This window comes from Bradyrhizobium septentrionale, from assembly GCF_011516645.4.
GTDB classification, from domain to species: domain Bacteria; phylum Pseudomonadota; class Alphaproteobacteria; order Rhizobiales; family Xanthobacteraceae; genus Bradyrhizobium; species Bradyrhizobium septentrionale.
Map to the genome: position 1 here is coordinate 9,674,531 of NZ_CP088285.1, position 16,138 is coordinate 9,690,668.

14 protein-coding genes and 1 pseudogene are annotated in these 16,138 nt (G+C 59.4%); 14 read left to right on the plus strand and 1 reads right to left on the minus strand.

Annotation, left to right across the window (positions count from 1 at the left end; genetic code table 11):
- The first annotated feature begins 7 nt into the window (after nucleotides 1-7).
- Nucleotides 8-1,351 (plus strand): IS1380 family transposase, encoded by a 1,344-nt coding sequence (locus HAP48_RS48540; RefSeq protein WP_166208111.1) that lies wholly within the window; start codon nucleotides 8-10, stop codon nucleotides 1,349-1,351.
- Between the two features lie 390 nt (nucleotides 1,352-1,741).
- Here the strand turns inward: HAP48_RS48540 and sdhA are convergent.
- Nucleotides 1,742-3,535: pseudogene (sdhA, locus tag HAP48_RS48545) on the minus strand (succinate dehydrogenase flavoprotein subunit).
- 155 nt (nucleotides 3,536-3,690) lie between these two features.
- Between sdhA and HAP48_RS48550 the strand changes: the two are divergent.
- The 13 genes from HAP48_RS48550 (at nucleotide 3,691) to tnpB (ending at nucleotide 16,110) form a co-directional block, all read left to right on the plus strand.
- A complete protein-coding gene (locus tag HAP48_RS48550) occupies nucleotides 3,691-4,011 on the plus strand; it encodes a helix-turn-helix domain-containing protein (protein WP_166208114.1) in 321 nt (106 codons plus the stop codon).
- Nucleotides 4,011-6,026, plus strand: coding sequence for a hydrogenase 4 subunit B (hyfB, locus tag HAP48_RS48555; protein WP_166208117.1), 2,016 nt, complete (start codon nucleotides 4,011-4,013; stop codon nucleotides 6,024-6,026). The genes HAP48_RS48550 and hyfB overlap by 1 nt, the downstream gene beginning before the upstream one ends.
- Nucleotides 6,017-6,973 (plus strand): respiratory chain complex I subunit 1 family protein, encoded by a 957-nt coding sequence (locus HAP48_RS48560; protein WP_166208120.1) that lies wholly within the window; start codon nucleotides 6,017-6,019, stop codon nucleotides 6,971-6,973. The genes hyfB and HAP48_RS48560 overlap by 10 nt, the downstream gene beginning before the upstream one ends.
- 5 nt (nucleotides 6,974-6,978) lie before the next feature.
- Nucleotides 6,979-7,641, plus strand: a complete 663-nt coding sequence (locus tag HAP48_RS48565) for a hydrogenase-4 component E (protein ID WP_166215886.1) — start codon at nucleotides 6,979-6,981, stop codon at nucleotides 7,639-7,641.
- Nucleotides 7,638-9,089: a hydrogenase 4 subunit F gene (locus HAP48_RS48570; RefSeq protein WP_166208123.1), complete on the plus strand. Its 1,452-nt coding sequence runs from the start codon at nucleotides 7,638-7,640 to the stop codon at nucleotides 9,087-9,089. The genes HAP48_RS48565 and HAP48_RS48570 overlap by 4 nt, the downstream gene beginning before the upstream one ends.
- Before the next feature lie 18 nt (nucleotides 9,090-9,107).
- Complete coding sequence (locus HAP48_RS48575) at nucleotides 9,108-10,619, plus strand: hydrogenase large subunit (RefSeq protein WP_166208126.1); 1,512 nt, start codon at nucleotides 9,108-9,110, stop codon at nucleotides 10,617-10,619.
- 12 nt (nucleotides 10,620-10,631) lie between these two features.
- A complete protein-coding gene (locus HAP48_RS48580) occupies nucleotides 10,632-11,165 on the plus strand; it encodes an NADH-quinone oxidoreductase subunit B family protein (protein WP_166208129.1) in 534 nt (177 codons plus the stop codon).
- Nucleotides 11,166-11,922: 757 nt separating this feature from the next.
- A complete protein-coding gene (locus tag HAP48_RS48585) occupies nucleotides 11,923-12,678 on the plus strand; it encodes a methyltransferase domain-containing protein (RefSeq protein ID WP_166208132.1) in 756 nt (251 codons plus the stop codon).
- A 21-nt stretch (nucleotides 12,679-12,699) separates the two neighbouring features.
- Entirely contained in the window at nucleotides 12,700-14,298 is a 1,599-nt protein-coding gene (locus HAP48_RS48590; RefSeq protein ID WP_166208135.1) for a phosphoenolpyruvate carboxykinase, read from the plus strand.
- A gap of 81 nt (nucleotides 14,299-14,379) precedes the next feature.
- Nucleotides 14,380-14,862 (plus strand): DUF983 domain-containing protein, encoded by a 483-nt coding sequence (locus HAP48_RS48595; protein WP_166208138.1) that lies wholly within the window; start codon nucleotides 14,380-14,382, stop codon nucleotides 14,860-14,862.
- Nucleotides 14,863-14,958: 96 nt separating this feature from the next.
- Nucleotides 14,959-15,342: a hypothetical protein gene (locus tag HAP48_RS48600; protein WP_166208141.1), complete on the plus strand. Its 384-nt coding sequence runs from the start codon at nucleotides 14,959-14,961 to the stop codon at nucleotides 15,340-15,342.
- Nucleotides 15,343-15,364: 22 nt separating this feature from the next.
- Nucleotides 15,365-15,766, plus strand: coding sequence for an IS66-like element accessory protein TnpA (gene tnpA, locus HAP48_RS50350; RefSeq protein WP_166208144.1), 402 nt, complete (start codon nucleotides 15,365-15,367; stop codon nucleotides 15,764-15,766).
- Nucleotides 15,763-16,110 (plus strand): IS66 family insertion sequence element accessory protein TnpB, encoded by a 348-nt coding sequence (gene tnpB, locus HAP48_RS48610; RefSeq protein WP_165124204.1) that lies wholly within the window; start codon nucleotides 15,763-15,765, stop codon nucleotides 16,108-16,110. The genes tnpA and tnpB overlap by 4 nt, the downstream gene beginning before the upstream one ends.
- Nucleotides 16,111-16,138 lie beyond the last annotated feature (28 nt).

Consider the following 16,138-nt stretch of genomic DNA (forward strand, 5'->3'; position numbering starts at 1 on the left):
GCCCGCCATGACCGATGATACGATTCTGCCCTTCTCGTTTCCAGCCGTTCACGCCAAGAAAGTCACAGCTGCCTTCGATGGCGGTCGGCTGACCTCGAACGGGGGCGTGATGCTTCTGGCGATGGCCGAGCGGCGTCTCGGCTTGGCCGACAATTTGGCCCGGGTGTTCCCGGATCGGCGCGATCCGACGCGGGTCGTGCACAGCCTTGTCGATATGTTCCGCGCGCGCATGTTCGCGATCTGCTGCGGCTACGAGGACGCCGACGACCTCGATCATCTGCGGTCCGATCCCGCATTCAAGCTGGCCTGCGGACGGCTGCCGGACACGGGTCGCGATCTGTGTTCCCAACCGACGCTGTCGCGGCTGGAGAATGCTCCGCGCCTGCGCGACGTGATCCGACTGACCTACACTTTGGTCGACGCATGGATGGATAGCTACCCGCGCGAGCCGGCATCCGTCACGCTCGACATCGATGATACCTGCGATGTCGTCCACGGCCATCAGCAGCTCTCGCTGTTCAACGCTCATTATGACGAACGCTGCTTCCTGCCGATCCACGTCTACGACACGGAGAAGAGCCGGCCCGTGGCGGTCGTGCTGCGGCCCGGCAAGACGCCGGGCGGGGTCGAGGTGCGTGCCCATCTGCGCCGCCTGATACGGCATATCCGGACGCGGTGGCACAACACGCGAATTACGTTCCGTGGCGACGGGCACTATGCCCGGCCGGAGGCAATGGCGTGGTGCGAGACCAACGGCATCGACTACATCTTCGGTCTGTCCGGCACCAAGCCGCTCGCCAGAAACGTCGACGAGGTCGCCGACGATATCCGCACCCGACGCGCCATCGAGAACCTAGCTGTTCTGCGCGGCTATACCGAGACGCGCCACAAGGCAAAGTCCTGGGATCGCGAACGGCGCACCGTCGCCCGTATTGAGGCGACGATGCTCGGCCTCGACATCCGCTTCGTCGTCACCAGCCTCGATGTCGGCTCGGCCGAGTGGATCTACGACAGCCTGTATTGCGCGCGCGGCCAAGCCGAGAATCTGATCAAGCTGCATAAGACGCAGCTCGCCTCCGATCGCACCAGTTGCCGTTCGGCGCTCGCCAACCAGGTCCGTCTCGTTCTCCACACCGCCGCTTATTGGTTGATGCTGACCGTGCGCGGCGCCATTCCCAAAGTCCGGGAATTGGCCACTGCCGAGTTCGCGACGCTGCGTCTTCGTCTCTTGAAAATCGCAGCCCGGGTCGTCGAAACCGCGAGCCGCATTCGCCTTGCGTTCGCCGCGGCATGCCCCGAAGCCGACCTCTTCCGCAGCTTGCCCGGCGCGCTGCTCCCGCTCGGCCCGTAACCGACCGGGCCTGCGCCCGCTCACCCGCCCCACTCCTCCAACGCGTACAAAACAGCTTGATGTAGAACCCGGTGACAAAAGGCCGGACGGTCACCCACGCCAGCCGCCAGCCCCCGTCAGACGTCAAGAACGACCGTGCTCTCGTGAATAGATCGGGCTAAAGGACCTGCTCTCTCCGAAAAGTATGAGCTAGCGGAATATAGCGTTGCCGAGTGGCCCAGAATTCCGCGAGGGAAGTAGCGGCAAGTCTGGTGTTGGTTTGGCGCGAGTTCGGCGCCAGCCCCCGCGAGGTGAAATCGCCCGTCCTGGTCCGTTCCAACACCCAGATGCGGTGTCCGCCAGAAATCGATGCCTTCCTTCGTCAGCCGTCATATGGCCAAAAGATGCGGTTCAGTACACGCGGGCCGTCGGCTCAATATACTGAATGTCCTTGCTCAGGGTGCATGTATGGACGGGCCGATAGTCTAAGCGGGCGGTCCCATTTGGATCCACCCATGCAAGCGAGTGTTTCATCCAATTGTGGTCATCCCGCTTTGGGAAATCCTCCCGTGCGTGAGCACCGCGGCTCTCGGTGCGGGCGATCGCAGAATCCACCAGCGCCGTTGCTTGGAGAACGAGATTTTCGAACTCTAGGGTCTCTAGCAGATCGGAGTTCCAGATCATCGATCGGTCTGACAGCGCGATCTCGGACACTCCGCTCCAGACCTTGCGCAAGGATTGCTTGCCTTCTTGCAAAATGCTCTCCGTCCGAAACACCGTCGCGTAGGTCTGCATCGCGCGTTGCATCTCGAGCCTAAGTACGGCCGTTGGCGTCCCGCCTTTGGCGTTACGCAGGCTGTCGAACCGGCCCAGCGTCGTGTCCCCGGCATCGCTCGGTAGCTCAGGCTGCGCCGCTTTCGCGGTCAGCTTTTCGGCGCAGCGGAGCGCCGCGGCGCGACCGAATACCACGATATCCAGAAGCGAGTTGCATCCAAGCCTGTTGGCTCCGTGTACTGAAACGCAGGCTGCCTCACCCACTGCCATTAGGCCCGGCACAGTCGCGTCCGGATTGCCGTCAGTCGGTCGGATCGCCTCGCCGTGATAGTTTGCGGGGATGCCGCCCATGCAGTAGTGAGCGGTCGGCAGTACAGGGACCGGTTGTCGCGTGACGTCCACGCCCGAGAATACGCGTGCCGATTCAGATATACCCGGCAGCCGTTCATGCAGCATCGCTGGGTCCAGGTGATCAAGATGCAGGTAAATGTGATCCTTTTTTGGACCAACACCACGCCCTTCACGAACTTCTACTGTCATGGCACGTGAGACGACGTCGCGTGACGCGAGATCCCCGGCGGAAGGCGCGTACCGTTCCATGAAGCGTTCGCCCTCGGAATTCACCAGGTAACCGCCTTCGCCGCGCGCGCCTTCTGTGATGAGGCAGCCCGCTCCGTAGATGCCGGTCGGATGAAACTGCATGAACTCCATGTCTTGCAACGGCAGGCCAGCGCGCAGGACCAAACCGCCTCCGTCGCCTGTGCAGGTATGTGCAGACGTGCAGGAAAAGTAGATCCTCCCGTAACCGCCAGTCGCCAGAATGACCGTCTGCGCGCGGAACCGATGCAGCGATCCATCCATCAGTGACCACGCGATGACGCCGCGGCACTCGTTTTCCACCATGATGAGGTCGAGCACGAAGTATTCGATGAAAAATTCGGCTCCAACGCGCTGGGCTTACCCATAGAGCATGTGAATCAAAGCATGTCCCGTACGATCCGCCGCTGCGCAGGCGCGGGGGACCGGGTTTTTGCCGAACTCGCTCATGTGGCCGCCGAATGGCCTCTGATAGACCTTTCCATCGTTGGTGCGGGAGAAGGGCATCCCCGCATGCTCCAATTCGATGACGGTGGGGACGGCCTGACGGCACATATATTCGATGGCGTCCTGGTCGCCAAGCCAATCGGACCCTTTGACCGTGTCGTACATATGCCATTGCCAACAGTCTTCGCCGAGGTTGCCGAGACTGGCTGCAATGCCGCCCTGAGCCGCGACCGTATGGCTGCGCGTCGGAAACACCTTCTTGATGCAGGCGGTCGTTAAGCCAGCCTCGACGGCGCCCTGAGTGGCCCGCAAACCGGCTCCCCCGGCACCGACGACGACCACATCAAATGTATGGTCGATAAATTCGTAAGCGCGTGTCGAACTCATGCTGTCCCCCGACGCACCAGGATTGGATGCCGACAATTCGCGGAACGCTTAGATTAGATGTTTTAAATATCACTAATTGACAATATAACATGATTAGTTAGGATGCAAGGATGACGTTTAGTCTTCGTTCGAAGATGGGGTGATAGGGCGACCCGATGATCACAGCGGCTCAACTGCGGGCGGCCAGGGTGCTCCTCGGTATCGATCAGCGTCGGCTCGCAGAAATGTCCGGGCTTTCGGTGCCGACCATCCAACGTATGGAGGCTAGTGAGGCGATGGTTCGGGGCAATGTCGATTCGCTGGTGAAGCTGATTACAGCTCTCGACGCCGCCGGCATTGAGTTGATCGACGAGGGGGCTGTCAGTAGCGCCGAGGGACGCGGGGTGCGGCTGAAACTCAACTCCGGTTCGGCAAAAATCCATTTGAACAATCGGATAGAAAACAAAACGTCAAGCGGAACGAAGGCGCGTACGTAATGTCAGCTGTCGTTGTCCAAATGCTGTGTGTTGCCGGATTGCTCGGATCGGTAGTTCTGGCGATTGTTCTGAATCGCTCAAGGATGGCCACGGCCATCATCTATGGCGCGACGTTGGCCGCGTCTGCGATCGCGTTGACTGGGGCCGTCCACTGGTTGCTTGGCGATACGGCGAGCGCCTCCGATTTGACCCTCCCGATCGGATTGCCATGGCTTGGCTCCCATTTCCGCCTCGACCCGCTGGCCTCGTTCTTCCTTATCGTTGTCAATCTAGGAGGAGCCGCGGCAAGTCTTTATGGTCTCGGCTACGGCCACCATGAGCCCGCGCCGCACCGCGTGCTTCCTTTTTTCCCCGCCTTTCTGGCTGGCATGAATCTCGTGGTGCTGGCGGATGATGCGTTCTCCTATTTGCTGTGCTGGGAATTCATGTCGCTGGTCTCTTGGGCGCTGGTCATGGCGCACCACCGAGAAGCGGGCAACACAAAGGACGGCTACGTCTACCTGGTGATGGCGAGCTTCGGCACGCTCGCACTTCTACTGGCCTTCGGCCTGTTGGCGGGACCGGCGGGCGATTACGGATTTGCAGCCATTCGCGCGGCTCAACATAGGCCCTACGTGGCCACACTGGTGTTGATCCTGATGTTGCTCGGAGCCGGTTCCAAGTCCGGCCTGGTACCACTGCATGTCTGGCTGCCGCTCGCTCATCCGGCAGCTCCGAGCCACGTTTCAGCGCTTATGAGCGGCGTCATGACCAAGGTCGCGATTTACGGCTTCATTCGCGTCGTGTTCGATCTGCTGGGGCCGCCGTCGTGGCCGGCAAGTGTGGTCATCCTCATCCTTGGCGGCATCACCGCTGTCATGGGGATTCTGTACGCCATGATGGAAAGGGACCTGAAACGCCTACTCGCTTACAGCACGATCGAAAATGTCGGCGTCATCTTCGCAGGCCTTGGCCTTGCATTGGCCTTCCAGGCCAATGGGCTGAAGCTCCTGGCAGCGCTCGCCTTCACCGCGGCGTTGTTTCACGTTCTCAATCACTCCTTCTTCAAGAGCCTGCTTTTCTTCGGCGCCGGCGCGGTGCTGACCGCGACCGGCGAGCGGGATATGGACAAACTGGGCGGCCTCATTCACCGCATGCCTTTTACGAGCTTCGCCGTTCTCGTCGGCTGTGTCGCGACCTCGGCGCTTCCGCCCTTCAACGGCTTCGTCTCGGAATGGCTCATGTTCCAGGCCGTGCTGCAGAGTCCGGAGTTGCCGCAATGGGCGTTGAAGATCACGGTGCCTGCGGTCGGCGCGCTATTGGCCTTGGCTGCTGCGCTGGCAGCGGCGTGCTTCGTCAAGGCCTACGGCGTGACCTTTCTCGGACGACCACGTAGCCTGGCGGCGGAAACCGCCGAGGAAGTCGACCGCTACGCGCTTTCGGCAATGTTCGTCCTCGCCGCACTTTGCTTGCTGGCCGGAATTCTGCCGGGGGTGGTGATCGACGCGCTTTCGCCAATCACACGACAGATCCTCGGTGGCCGTATGCCAATCCAGATCAACGAACCCTGGCTTTCGATCGCGCCGATTGCTGAGGGCCGCAGTTCATACAATGGATTGCTTGTGATGGTGTTCATCACGATATCCGCCTCGTCGGCCGTCGTCTTTATTCATCGTTTTGCGTCCCGTGCGTTACGGCGGGGTCCGGCCTGGGGCTGCGGCTTTTCTGATCCGAATCCCGCGGCTCAATATTCGGGCGGAAGCTTCGCCCAGCCTATTCGCCGCGTTTTCGGTACGCTCGTGTTCCGTGCCCGCGATCACGTCGAGATGCCGGCCCCCGGAGATATCAGGCCGGCGCGCCTGCGAATCGAATTGCACGATCTGATCTGGGAGCGAATGTATGAGCCGATAGCGGGCGTGGTTGGTTTCTCTGCCGATAAGCTCAATCGCCTGCAGTTCCTGACCATACGGCGGTATCTCAGCCTGGTTTTTGCCACTCTTGTCACACTCCTTCTGGTCCTCGCGATATGGTCGTGATGTCAGACATTCTTGTGCAAGGCGTGCAGATGCTTCTGGTGCTGCTGCTGGCGCCGCTGCTGACCGGCTTTGTGCGCAAGATGAAAGCCCGCCTGGTGCGTCGCCAGGGAGCGTCGATCTTTCAACCGTACCGGGATCTCCTGCGATTGCTCCGCAAGGAAGTGGTACTGGCGGACAACGCCTCCTGGCTGTTCCGCGTGACGCCCTATGTGACCTTTGCTGCGATCTGGGTTGCCGCCGCCCTGGTGCCGACCTTCGCCACCGGTCTCCTCTTCAACTGGACGGCGGACCTGATTGCCATCGTGGCGCTGCTCGGAAGTGCGCGCTTCTTTCTTGCGCTCGCCGGGATGGACGTCGGCACCAGTTTTGGCGGCATCGGATCCAGCCGCGAGGTCATGATTGCGGCACTTGCGGAGCCGGCGATGCTGCTGTTTGTATTTTGCATCGCGCTGGTTGCCGGTTCGACTCAGCTTTCGACAGTCGCAAATTTCATGGCCTCGTCCTATGTCGGCCTACGGGTATCGCTGGGGATGGCGATGATCGCGCTCATCATGGTGGCGCTCGCGGAGAACGCGCGAATTCCGGTTGACAATCCCGCCACGCACCTGGAGCTCACGATGGTGCATGAAGCGATGGTTCTCGAATATTCGGGCCGTCACCTCGCGATGATTGAGTTCGGCGCCTTCCTTAAGCTATTGCTCTATATCTCGCTGATCGCATGCGTATTCCTACCCTGGAAGATCGCGGTCTTCGGTACCGGCCCCTCGTCGTACGCTATCGGTGCAGTCGCCTACCTCGTCAAGCTCGCTGCTGCCGGTTTCTTCCTCGCGCTGTTCGAGACGGCAACCGCAAAGATGCGGGTGTTTCGGATCCCGCAATTTCTCGGTGCGGCCCTCATGCTGGGCCTGCTCGGCACCCTCCTCCTGTTCGTGTCAAAGAGCTTCTGATGCAGATGCACAGCCTCGACTTCGACATCTCGCACATGCTCGCAGGGGGACTCGTCCTGATCAGCTTCATGATGCTCTACCAGGACCGGCTTTACTCACTGCTCAACGTGTTTGCACTGCACGCCCTGGTACTCGCTCTTTCGGTCGCTTGGCAGGCCTTTGTCCAGGACGCCCCCCATCTTTACGTGACCGCTGCAATTGCGCTTGTCTTCAAGGCAATCGTCATTCCCGTCGCGCTTCACCGCATCGTTAAGCAGCTTGGAATTCACCGCGACATCGAGTCGGCCGTCGGAATCGGCCCGACCATGCTGGCCGGGATGGGGCTGGTCGCCCTCTCCATGGTCCTGATGCTGCGGGTGACCCCGGAGGCTGACCCGTTGGCGCGCGAGGATCTGGCGTTCGCGCTATCGGTGGTGTTGCTTGGACTTCTGGTCATGGTGACGCGCCGCAACGCCGTCAGTCAGGTCGTCGGGTTCATGTCACTTGAGAACGGATTGGTCTTGGCGGCTACCGGCGCCAAAGGCATGCCGCTCGTCGTCGAGATCAGCGTCGCCTTCTCGATCCTGATCGCCTTCATCGTCATCGGCATCTTCCTGTTCCGGATCCGTGAACGCTTCGATTCTGTTGATGTCTCGGCACTCGACGATTACCGGGGCGAACGGCGATGAATGTGCATTCCTTCGACCCGGTGGCGGCCGTCCTTCTGATCCCGATCGGCTCGGCGGCGTTGCTGGCCATATTGCCGGGCTACCGGCTGACGGCGCAGTTGAACGTCGTCGCGAGCTTGGCGACATTTCTTTCGGCCCTCTCGTTGTTCGTCATCGAACGTCCGCCGCCGGGGCCGTACGTGCTTGTCGACGATCTCAACATCGTCTTCATCGTGCTCAATACATTCGTGGGATTTACGACCAGCATCTTCAGCGCCAGCTATATCGCGCATGAACTGGAAACTGGTCGGTTGACACCGGTCTATTTGCGTTTTTATCACGCGATGTATCAAACCATGATGTTCGGCATGAACCTTGCGTTCGTATCGAACAATATCGGCCTGATGTGGGTCGCGGTGGAAATTGCGACGCTCACCACGGTGCTGATGGTCGGCATCTATCGTACTCACGCCGCTCTGGAAGCGGCATGGAAATATTTCATTCTGGGCAGTGTCGGAATAGCGTTTGCCCTGTTCGGCACGATCCTCGTTTACATGGCGGCGCGTCCGATCGTGGGCGAGGGCCAAGACGGCATGATCTGGAGCATGCTAATCGAACACGCCGCGAATTTCGATCCTGCTCTTCTCAACGTCGCTTTCGTATTCCTGATTCTTGGCTACGGGACCAAAGTTGGCCTTGCGCCGCTGCATGCCTGGCTGCCCGACGCGCACGCCGAGGGTCCGACGCCGATTTCGGCCGTGCTGTCGGGTCTGCTGTTGAATGTCGCGCTCTATGCCCTGTTGCGCTTCAAGATACTGCTTGCGGCAAATCCGGCGGCAATTGCTCCGGGGCCTCTGATGGTGACGATGGGCCTGCTTTCGCTCGTGTTCGCTGCGTTCATGCTGTACCGCCGGCGCGACATCAAGCGACTGTTCGCCTATTCCTCGATCGAACACATGGGCATCATCGTCTTTGCATTCGGAATGGGCGGACCGCTGGCTAACTTCGCCGGGCTTCTGCATATGGTGATGCACAGCCTCACCAAGTCGGCGATATTCTTCGCTGTCGGCCACATCTCTCAGATCAAGGGAACGCAGCGGATTAGCAGGATCCGGGGCTTGACCGCGACCCATCCGGCACTCGGTTGGGGTCTGGTGATGGGCGTCGTCGCGATCGCCGGCATGCCGCCGCTCGGACTCTTCATGAGCGAATTCTTGATCGTAAGCTCGACTTTTGCACGTCAGCCTTTGCTCGCGATCGTACTGGTATTTGGGCTGCTGCTGGCGTTCGGCGCATTGATGTTGCGCCTGACGAGCGTCGCGTTCGGCGAGCCTCGCGGTAGCACCAAGTCTGCCGAAGCTTCATATGTACCGATGTTTGCGCACCTTTCATTGGTCCTGATGGCGGGACTCTATCTTCCCGCGCCGCTTGTCGTCTGGTTCCAGCATGTGGCTCGCATTTTAGGATAGTCTAGGGATTAGCCGGATATGCCATCGCTGATCGATCTCATGCTAGAGGGCCGCAAGGTTCAGCAACACGGCCCGTGGCCGCGAGCTATAGTCGATGCTTCGGTTTGGACATTTGCGGCAAGCGAATTGGCGCACGGACGCTGGAGCCTACTCGGCCTTTGGGGAGAACCCTCAATGGTGCACATGTCGATCATGGATGAACATACCGCAGAGATCGCCACGATCAGCCTGGATTGTCCTGATCACAGCTATCCTTCAGTCAGCAAGTACCACCCGCCGGCGCTTCGATTGGAGCGTACAGTCCGCGATTTGTTTGGATTGTCAGCGGAAGGCTTGCCCGATACTCGCCCGTGGCTCGATCACAACCGTTGGGGCGTACGTTTCCCATTGGGAAATCGCACCATCGCGCTGCCGAAGGCGTCGCCTTATGCCTTCCTGCCGGTAGAGGGTGACAGCCTGCATCAGATCGCTGTTGGTCCGGTTCACGCTGGGATTATCGAACCAGGACATTTTCGGTTTACGGCAAGCGGTGAGACCGTCGTCCGGCTGGAACAGCGGCTTGGATATACCCACAAGGGTATTGAGGGTCTCATGACCGGAGCCAATCTTGAACGGGCCGCGCAGCTCGCCGGACGCGTGTCAGGCGACAGCACAGTCGCCTATGCCTTTGCATTTTCGCGAGCCGCCGAAGCGGCCTTGGAGCTTGTCGTGCCCGATCGCGCGGTTTGGCTGCGGGCCTTGGTTGCCGAACTTGAGCGGCTTGCCAATCATCTCGGCGACATCGGTGCGATCTGCAACGACGCCTCCTTCGCACTGATGCATGCTCTTTGCAGCGTTTTGCGAGAGAGCGTTCTGCGCGCATCCCACACTGCATTCGGCCATCGATTGATGCGGGATATTGTAGTGCCCGGTGGCGTGACCCGTGACCTTGACGATGAAGGAAAAAAAGCTATCCAGGCGACGCTGGATAACATCCGCCGCCGGTTTCCTGCTTTGGTCGAGCTCTACGACAATACGGCATCGCTGCAGGACCGTACCGTCGATACCGGCGTGCTTAAGCCCGCATTGGCCAAGCAGTATGCCGCGGGAGGCTATGTCGGCCGCGCCTCCGGCCGCTCCTTCGATGCGCGCCGGACCTTGGCTTATCCACCTTACGACAGCCTGCGCTTTGACGTGCCTGTCCTGAATGACGGGGATGTCAACGCGCGCGTCTGGATCCGCGTGCGCGAGGTTGAACAGAGTCTTCTGCTGATCGACCAGATATTGGACCGACTTCCCGAAGGCCCGTTGGGAACGCATGCCGGGCATCGGCGGGAGACGCGGGAAGGCATGGCAATCGTCGAGGGATTCCGCGGCGACGTCCTGGTTTGGCTCCGCTTACGGGACGGCCGCGTCGAGCGATGTCACATGCGCGATCCGTCGTGGTTTCAATGGCCGCTCCTTGAAGCTGCAATCGAGGGCAACATCGTTGCGGATTTTCCGCTCTGCAACAAGTCGTTCAACTGCTCCTATTCGGGCCAAGACATCTAAGGAAAGCACAAGATGCGCAAGCTGCTTTTTGAGAGTCTGTTTCGCCTGCCATTCACGGAGCAGGCGCCGTCTTTAAACGACACCGCAGTAACAGAACTGGCAGCAGCCGTTGGTCATGCTGCGCGGCGGCGTCTCGGCCGAAGTCTTTCGATACGCGAGGTCGACGCTGGATCTTGCAACGGGTGCGAACTCGAAATCCACGCACTTAACAACGCCTACTATGACGTCGAGCGATTCGGGCTCCGGTTCGTGGCTTCGCCCCGCCACGCTGACGTAATAATGGTGACCGGGCCCGTGACCAAGAACATGCGCGAAGCGCTGGAGCGCACCTATGATGCAGTTCCCAACCCGAAATGGGTTGTCGCTGTAGGCGATTGCGCCCGGGACGGCGGATGTTTTGCTGGCAGCTATGCGGTGGTTGGAGGGGTCTCGCAGGTCGTTCCGGTCGACCTTCATATTCCAGGTTGTCCGCCATCGCCCGTTACGATCTTGCAGGGGCTTCTCGCCCTGCTCGATCGAACGGCCAAGAGCGCTGCTTCCACTTGAGGCTCCGAGGACGTCTCCGGCTTTTCCAAGCTGGCCTGGTGGCAGGATGCGCTCAAATCGCACTAATCCTTGTGACGACCCCGTCGGTGAGCCTCTTTGCTCAATATCGGGATGACAGTACTATCGCGTCTGGCCGCGAGCCTGCGCTCTCAGTGATCTCGTTACTGCCATTGATCTACGTTGTATTGGCCACAGGAATAGCGCTGACAAAGCACCGCTATGTCACATTGACGAGCGCGCGAATCCGCCATGTATCGCGTCTGATGTCACCTTCCGAGCCTGATAGCGTGAGTGGAACGCTCGCCATCTGTTTCTCTTTTGCGTCCATCGGATGCGCGTCGTTTGCTCTGCAGCCGCCTCCCGACATCCTAGTAGCTCTGGACTGGCATCTCGGGCCCCACGCGGCAGCGCCCTTGTTGTGGTCGGGATTGATAAGTGTCTGTGTAGCCGGTTTCGGAGCAAACGCGCATGCCGCGGTCGATGCGTATCCCTTTGACAGTTAATTGGCGGTGACGAAGTCTTCGGTTTGGCTACACGCTATCTTCGGATCTCTCTTTCAACGCCCGCGTTCCTTTTCGCTCTCGAAACAACGGGATGCGCTCTAAACGTCAATAAGAACGCCGCTCCCATCGCTGAACTCTGACCTGCATAGTTGGTGATCCCGGAGGCGCGACTCGACTCAACTCTAATCATTAGCTATACAGATGTGGAAGTTCTTTACTGATGTGTAGAACATCATAATTGACGAGCACCTGCTTTGAAGATCCTCGGCAGATACATGGGCAAGCTGGGCGAGATCGAAATCTTGGAAAGCGAACGGACCGGCGACCGCCTGTATCGCGAAGGCGAGCTTTTCCAGAGTGAAAGCTCGGCGTCCGGTGAAAGCCGCCTTCCATACGTGAAGATGATGGAAGCGTTTCTAAGCAATGCGAAAGGTGTCCTCCTTCTAGGATGTGGCGGAGGCAATCTCGCGACGATGCTGGCACGTCAGGGCAAGAGCGTGACCATCGTCGACCACGACCCAGTCAGCTTTGACCTCGCTAGGCGCTTTTTCGGCTTGCCAGGGTATATTCCCTGCGTCTGCGCAGATTTTAAAGAATATCTCTTGGCCGAGACGCGTAGTTTCGACGGCATTGCGGTTGACGTCGGCGGGCCCGGATTTTGTTTCGAAGAACAATTCAATCCAGCAACCTGTCATTCGATCACGGCGCTGCTCAAACCTAGCGGACGTGCGATCCTGAACATGCTTGTCGCGACCGATTTCGATGTGGCGCCCGACTTGATCGGCGGCGATCTGTCCGAAGGTCACATGACTTCATGGATTTTCGATCAACCCGGGTGTCTCAACCGAAATGTCCTCATCGCCTGCCCGCCTAGGCGGCGTCAGGCCGCTAATCGGCGCTACATGGCGACGTTGTCCCGTACCGTCGGCGGTAGTTTGGCGTTGCGGCGCCCACGTCGACCTTCGTGCGACAGTAGACCTGTCGTTGTTGGCATAGCATGCACGTCCTAATCCGCGCCAGGGAGAAACGAGATGCTGGAACAAGGCACACGCAACCCGGAATTCGGGGCAGACAAATTCGGGTTCAAAGATCTCAAAGGGCTGAACTGGAACTTCCTCGAGCCCGAACTCTACGAATGCGCCCTCAAGGACGGTGAAGCGCAGGTAACGTCCGGCGGCGCGCTGTGCGCCGAAACCGGCGCACACACCGGCCGCAGCCCAAAAGACAAGTATATTGTTTGCGACGACCAGACGGAGCAGACCATCTGGTGGGAAAACAACGGCAAGATGACCCCTGCGCAATTTGCGCGACTGTACCAGGACTTCATTGCGCACTCCGCAGGCAAGACCTTGTATGCCCAGGATCTACGCGCCGGTGCCGATCCGGCATTCGGAATGCGTACGCGCGTTTTCACGGAGCTTGCCTGGCACTCGCTTTTCATCCGCACTCTGTTGATCAGGCCCAATCGGAGCGAACTCACGACGTTCATTCCGGAGCTCACGATCTATTCCTGCCCAAGCTTCAAGGCGAATCCCAAGCGCCATGGCGTGCGCAGCGATACGGTAATCGCGATCGATTTGTCGCGAAAGATCGTCTTGATAGGGGGAAGTTCGTACGCCGGCGAGATCAAGAAGGCAGTATTTACGACGTTGAATTATCTTCTTCCCGCTCAGAGCGTCATGCCGATGCATTGTTCCGCAAATGTCGGCCCGCAGGACGATGCGGCCATCTTCTTCGGTTTGTCTGGAACCGGCAAAACAACCCTGTCCGCAGATCCGGGACGTACGCTGATTGGTGACGACGAGCACGGTTGGGGCTCCAAGGGCATCTTCAACTTCGAGGGCGGCTGTTATGCAAAAGCCATCAAACTGAGTGCTGAAGCCGAGCCGGCCATATATGCGACCACTCAGCGCTTCGGAACGGTCCTTGAGAACGTTGCCTTTGATCCGATCACGCGCGTCTGCGATTTCGACGATGGCTCGAAGACGGAAAATACACGTGCTGCGTATCCGATGCACTTCATCCCCAACGCTTCGAAGACGGGACGCGCCGGGCACCCGAAGAACCTCGTCATGCTTACCGCGGATGCGTTCGGCGTAATGCCTCCCATTGCCAAGCTGACAGCTGCGGAAGCCATGTTTCATTTCCTGTCGGGGTACACCGCGAAAGTCGCAGGAACGGAAAAGGGTGTGGTTCAGCCGGAGGCGACCTTTTCGACGTGCTTTGGTGCCCCGTTCATGCCTCGACAACCCTCGGTCTATGGCGATCTGCTGCGTTCGCTTATTGCGGAGCACAACGTAAACTGCTGGCTGGTGAACACTGGTTGGACTGGGGGAGGATACGGAGTCGGACAACGGATGCCCATTAAAGTGACCCGCACTTTGCTGACGGCTGCACTCGACGGCACGCTCAACGACGGCGAATTCTACACCGACAAGAATTTTGGTTTTCAGGTACCAGCATCGGTCAAGGGCATCGACAGCCGTATCTTGGAGCCCCGGGAGACATGGGACGACAAGGAGGCGTACGACTCCGCCGCGACTAAGCTTGTGCAGATGTTCCAAGACAATTTTGCGAAGTTCAAAAACGTCGTTCAAGCGGACGTCATGGCGGTCGCGATGTCGGCGTAGGTTCTAACGGAAGGAAAATGCACCTCAGCCTATCAGCGCTCGGGTCGCTGCCCCGATCGCCCTCAAGCCGGGATAACTGGTATGTCCGCAAGCGGTTCACATTTGCCTACGCGCATCTGGCCGGCAATCGCTCGGGCCATGACCGGAAAGTGTCCCGCGTGCGGTCGGGGGAAGCTCTTCCGGGGTTATCTGCATCAGGTGGAAAACTGCACCTCCTGCGGCGAGCACTACGGCAAAACTCACGCTGACGACGGGCCGGCATGGCTGACAATCCTCGTCGTCGGTCATTTGGTTGTGCCGTCGGCGTTATATGCCGAGACCACCTTTCGCTGGCCTCTTTGGGTGAGCATAACAGTCTGGCCGCTGGCTGCGGCGGCGCTGACGTTGACGATCCTGCCGCGTGCGAAGGCCGTCTTCATCGCGGCAATCTGGGCGATGAAAGCTCTGGGGTTTCCAATGAACCGACCGGAAGATAGAATTTGTCGCGTCTTCGTTCGGGGAGCGAGGTATCGAGAAGCGTATTCACTCTTCTGCATTGCTCGTCACATCGCGCTCAAGTCTTGACTAGGTAGTATCGTCCCGTTGCGTCGCGGTTTAAGCGGGCAAACGTGAGGTCTGCCCGACATGACCAAAGGCAATGACATGAGGCGAGGAGACGTCATGAAGTCTTTTCCGCTTCAGGCTACAGTCAGCCTTCTATTTTTCTGCCTCGAATTCATACTGGCCATCGAAGCTCGATCCGCGTCCCTGTTTGCTGACAGCATCGCCTTCTTAGAAGGAACCTTTGTGAGCGTTCTCATGACGTCTGGCCGCGGCTGGAGCATGCCTGGCCGGGAGGCATTTGCCGGATTCGCCAGAACGATCGTTCTCATCCCGACCTGCTTTCTGTTTTGGATGACCGCGGCAAACTACTACGGGACCGCGATCCCGTCCGCGGTGCCGCTCGCCGCAACCGGCGCGGTGCTCCTGCTGACCAACATCGTCTGTCGTATCCCTCCATTGAGGGCCGCCTTGTTTGACGGACGCGAGCGCTGCAGGTCCTAGGGGTAATCCTAGGAGAAGCGCTATGACGATTTCGCGGGCAGAGGTGATCACATCGGTCGAGCGGCGGCGTCGGTGGTCACAGGATGAGAAGGAACGGCTAGTTGCAGCATCGTTCGAGCCCGGAGCCACTGTTTCCGAGGTGGCTCGCATGGCCGGCCTTCATGTGAGCCAGCTGTTCAGGTGGCGCAAAGAGCTTTGCAAGCACGGTGAAACGAGTGTAGCGCCGTTGGTGCTGGTCGAGATTGGGCCGTCTGTGCCGCCGCGGGATGTGGCCGAAGCGCCATTGACGACGGCGCCGGCGCGTCGACGGAGGAGCCAGGGCATCATCGAGATTGATCTCGGTAGCGGACACCGCATCCGGGTCGACGGTGACGTTGATGGAGACGCGCTGCGGCGAGTTCTCGATGCCCTGGTGCGCCGATGATCCCGGTTCCGACAGGCGCGCGAGTGTGGCTCGCGACAGGCTACACGGATATGCGCAGAGGCTTTCCGTCGTTGGCACTCCAAGTGCAGGAGGTGTTGCGCAAAGACCCGCTCAGCGGTCATCTGTTCGTCTTCCGCGGTCGCCGCAGCGATCTTGTGAAGATGATCTGGCACGATGGCCAGGGAGCATGCTTGTTTACCAAAAGACTCGAGAGAGGAAGGTTCATCTGGCCATCGGTTGCCGGTGAATCGGTAACGATCTCTCCGGCGCAATTGAGCTATCTGTTGTCCGGGATCGATTGGCGCAACCCTCAAGAAACCCAGCGTCCGACGCGGGTCGGTTAGTCGTTTTGCAGGTTTGAATCTGCTGCTT

Coding starts and splice junctions, on each gene's coding strand:
- HAP48_RS48540 (WP_166208111.1), top strand. CDS start 8: ATGACCGATGATACGATTCTGCCCTTCTCGTTTCCAGCCGTTCACGCC.
- HAP48_RS48550 (WP_166208114.1), top strand. CDS start 3,691: ATGATCACAGCGGCTCAACTGCGGGCGGCCAGGGTGCTCCTCGGTATC.
- hyfB (WP_166208117.1), top strand. CDS start 4,011: ATGTCAGCTGTCGTTGTCCAAATGCTGTGTGTTGCCGGATTGCTCGGA.
- HAP48_RS48560 (WP_166208120.1), top strand. CDS start 6,017: ATGGTCGTGATGTCAGACATTCTTGTGCAAGGCGTGCAGATGCTTCTG.
- HAP48_RS48565 (WP_166215886.1), top strand. CDS start 6,979: ATGCACAGCCTCGACTTCGACATCTCGCACATGCTCGCAGGGGGACTC.
- HAP48_RS48570 (WP_166208123.1), top strand. CDS start 7,638: ATGAATGTGCATTCCTTCGACCCGGTGGCGGCCGTCCTTCTGATCCCG.
- HAP48_RS48575 (WP_166208126.1), top strand. CDS start 9,108: ATGCCATCGCTGATCGATCTCATGCTAGAGGGCCGCAAGGTTCAGCAA.
- HAP48_RS48580 (WP_166208129.1), top strand. CDS start 10,632: ATGCGCAAGCTGCTTTTTGAGAGTCTGTTTCGCCTGCCATTCACGGAG.
- HAP48_RS48590 (WP_166208135.1), top strand. CDS start 12,700: ATGCTGGAACAAGGCACACGCAACCCGGAATTCGGGGCAGACAAATTC.
- HAP48_RS48595 (WP_166208138.1), top strand. CDS start 14,380: ATGTCCGCAAGCGGTTCACATTTGCCTACGCGCATCTGGCCGGCAATC.
- HAP48_RS48600 (WP_166208141.1), top strand. CDS start 14,959: ATGAAGTCTTTTCCGCTTCAGGCTACAGTCAGCCTTCTATTTTTCTGC.
- tnpA (WP_166208144.1), top strand. CDS start 15,365: ATGACGATTTCGCGGGCAGAGGTGATCACATCGGTCGAGCGGCGGCGT.
- tnpB (WP_165124204.1), top strand. CDS start 15,763: ATGATCCCGGTTCCGACAGGCGCGCGAGTGTGGCTCGCGACAGGCTAC.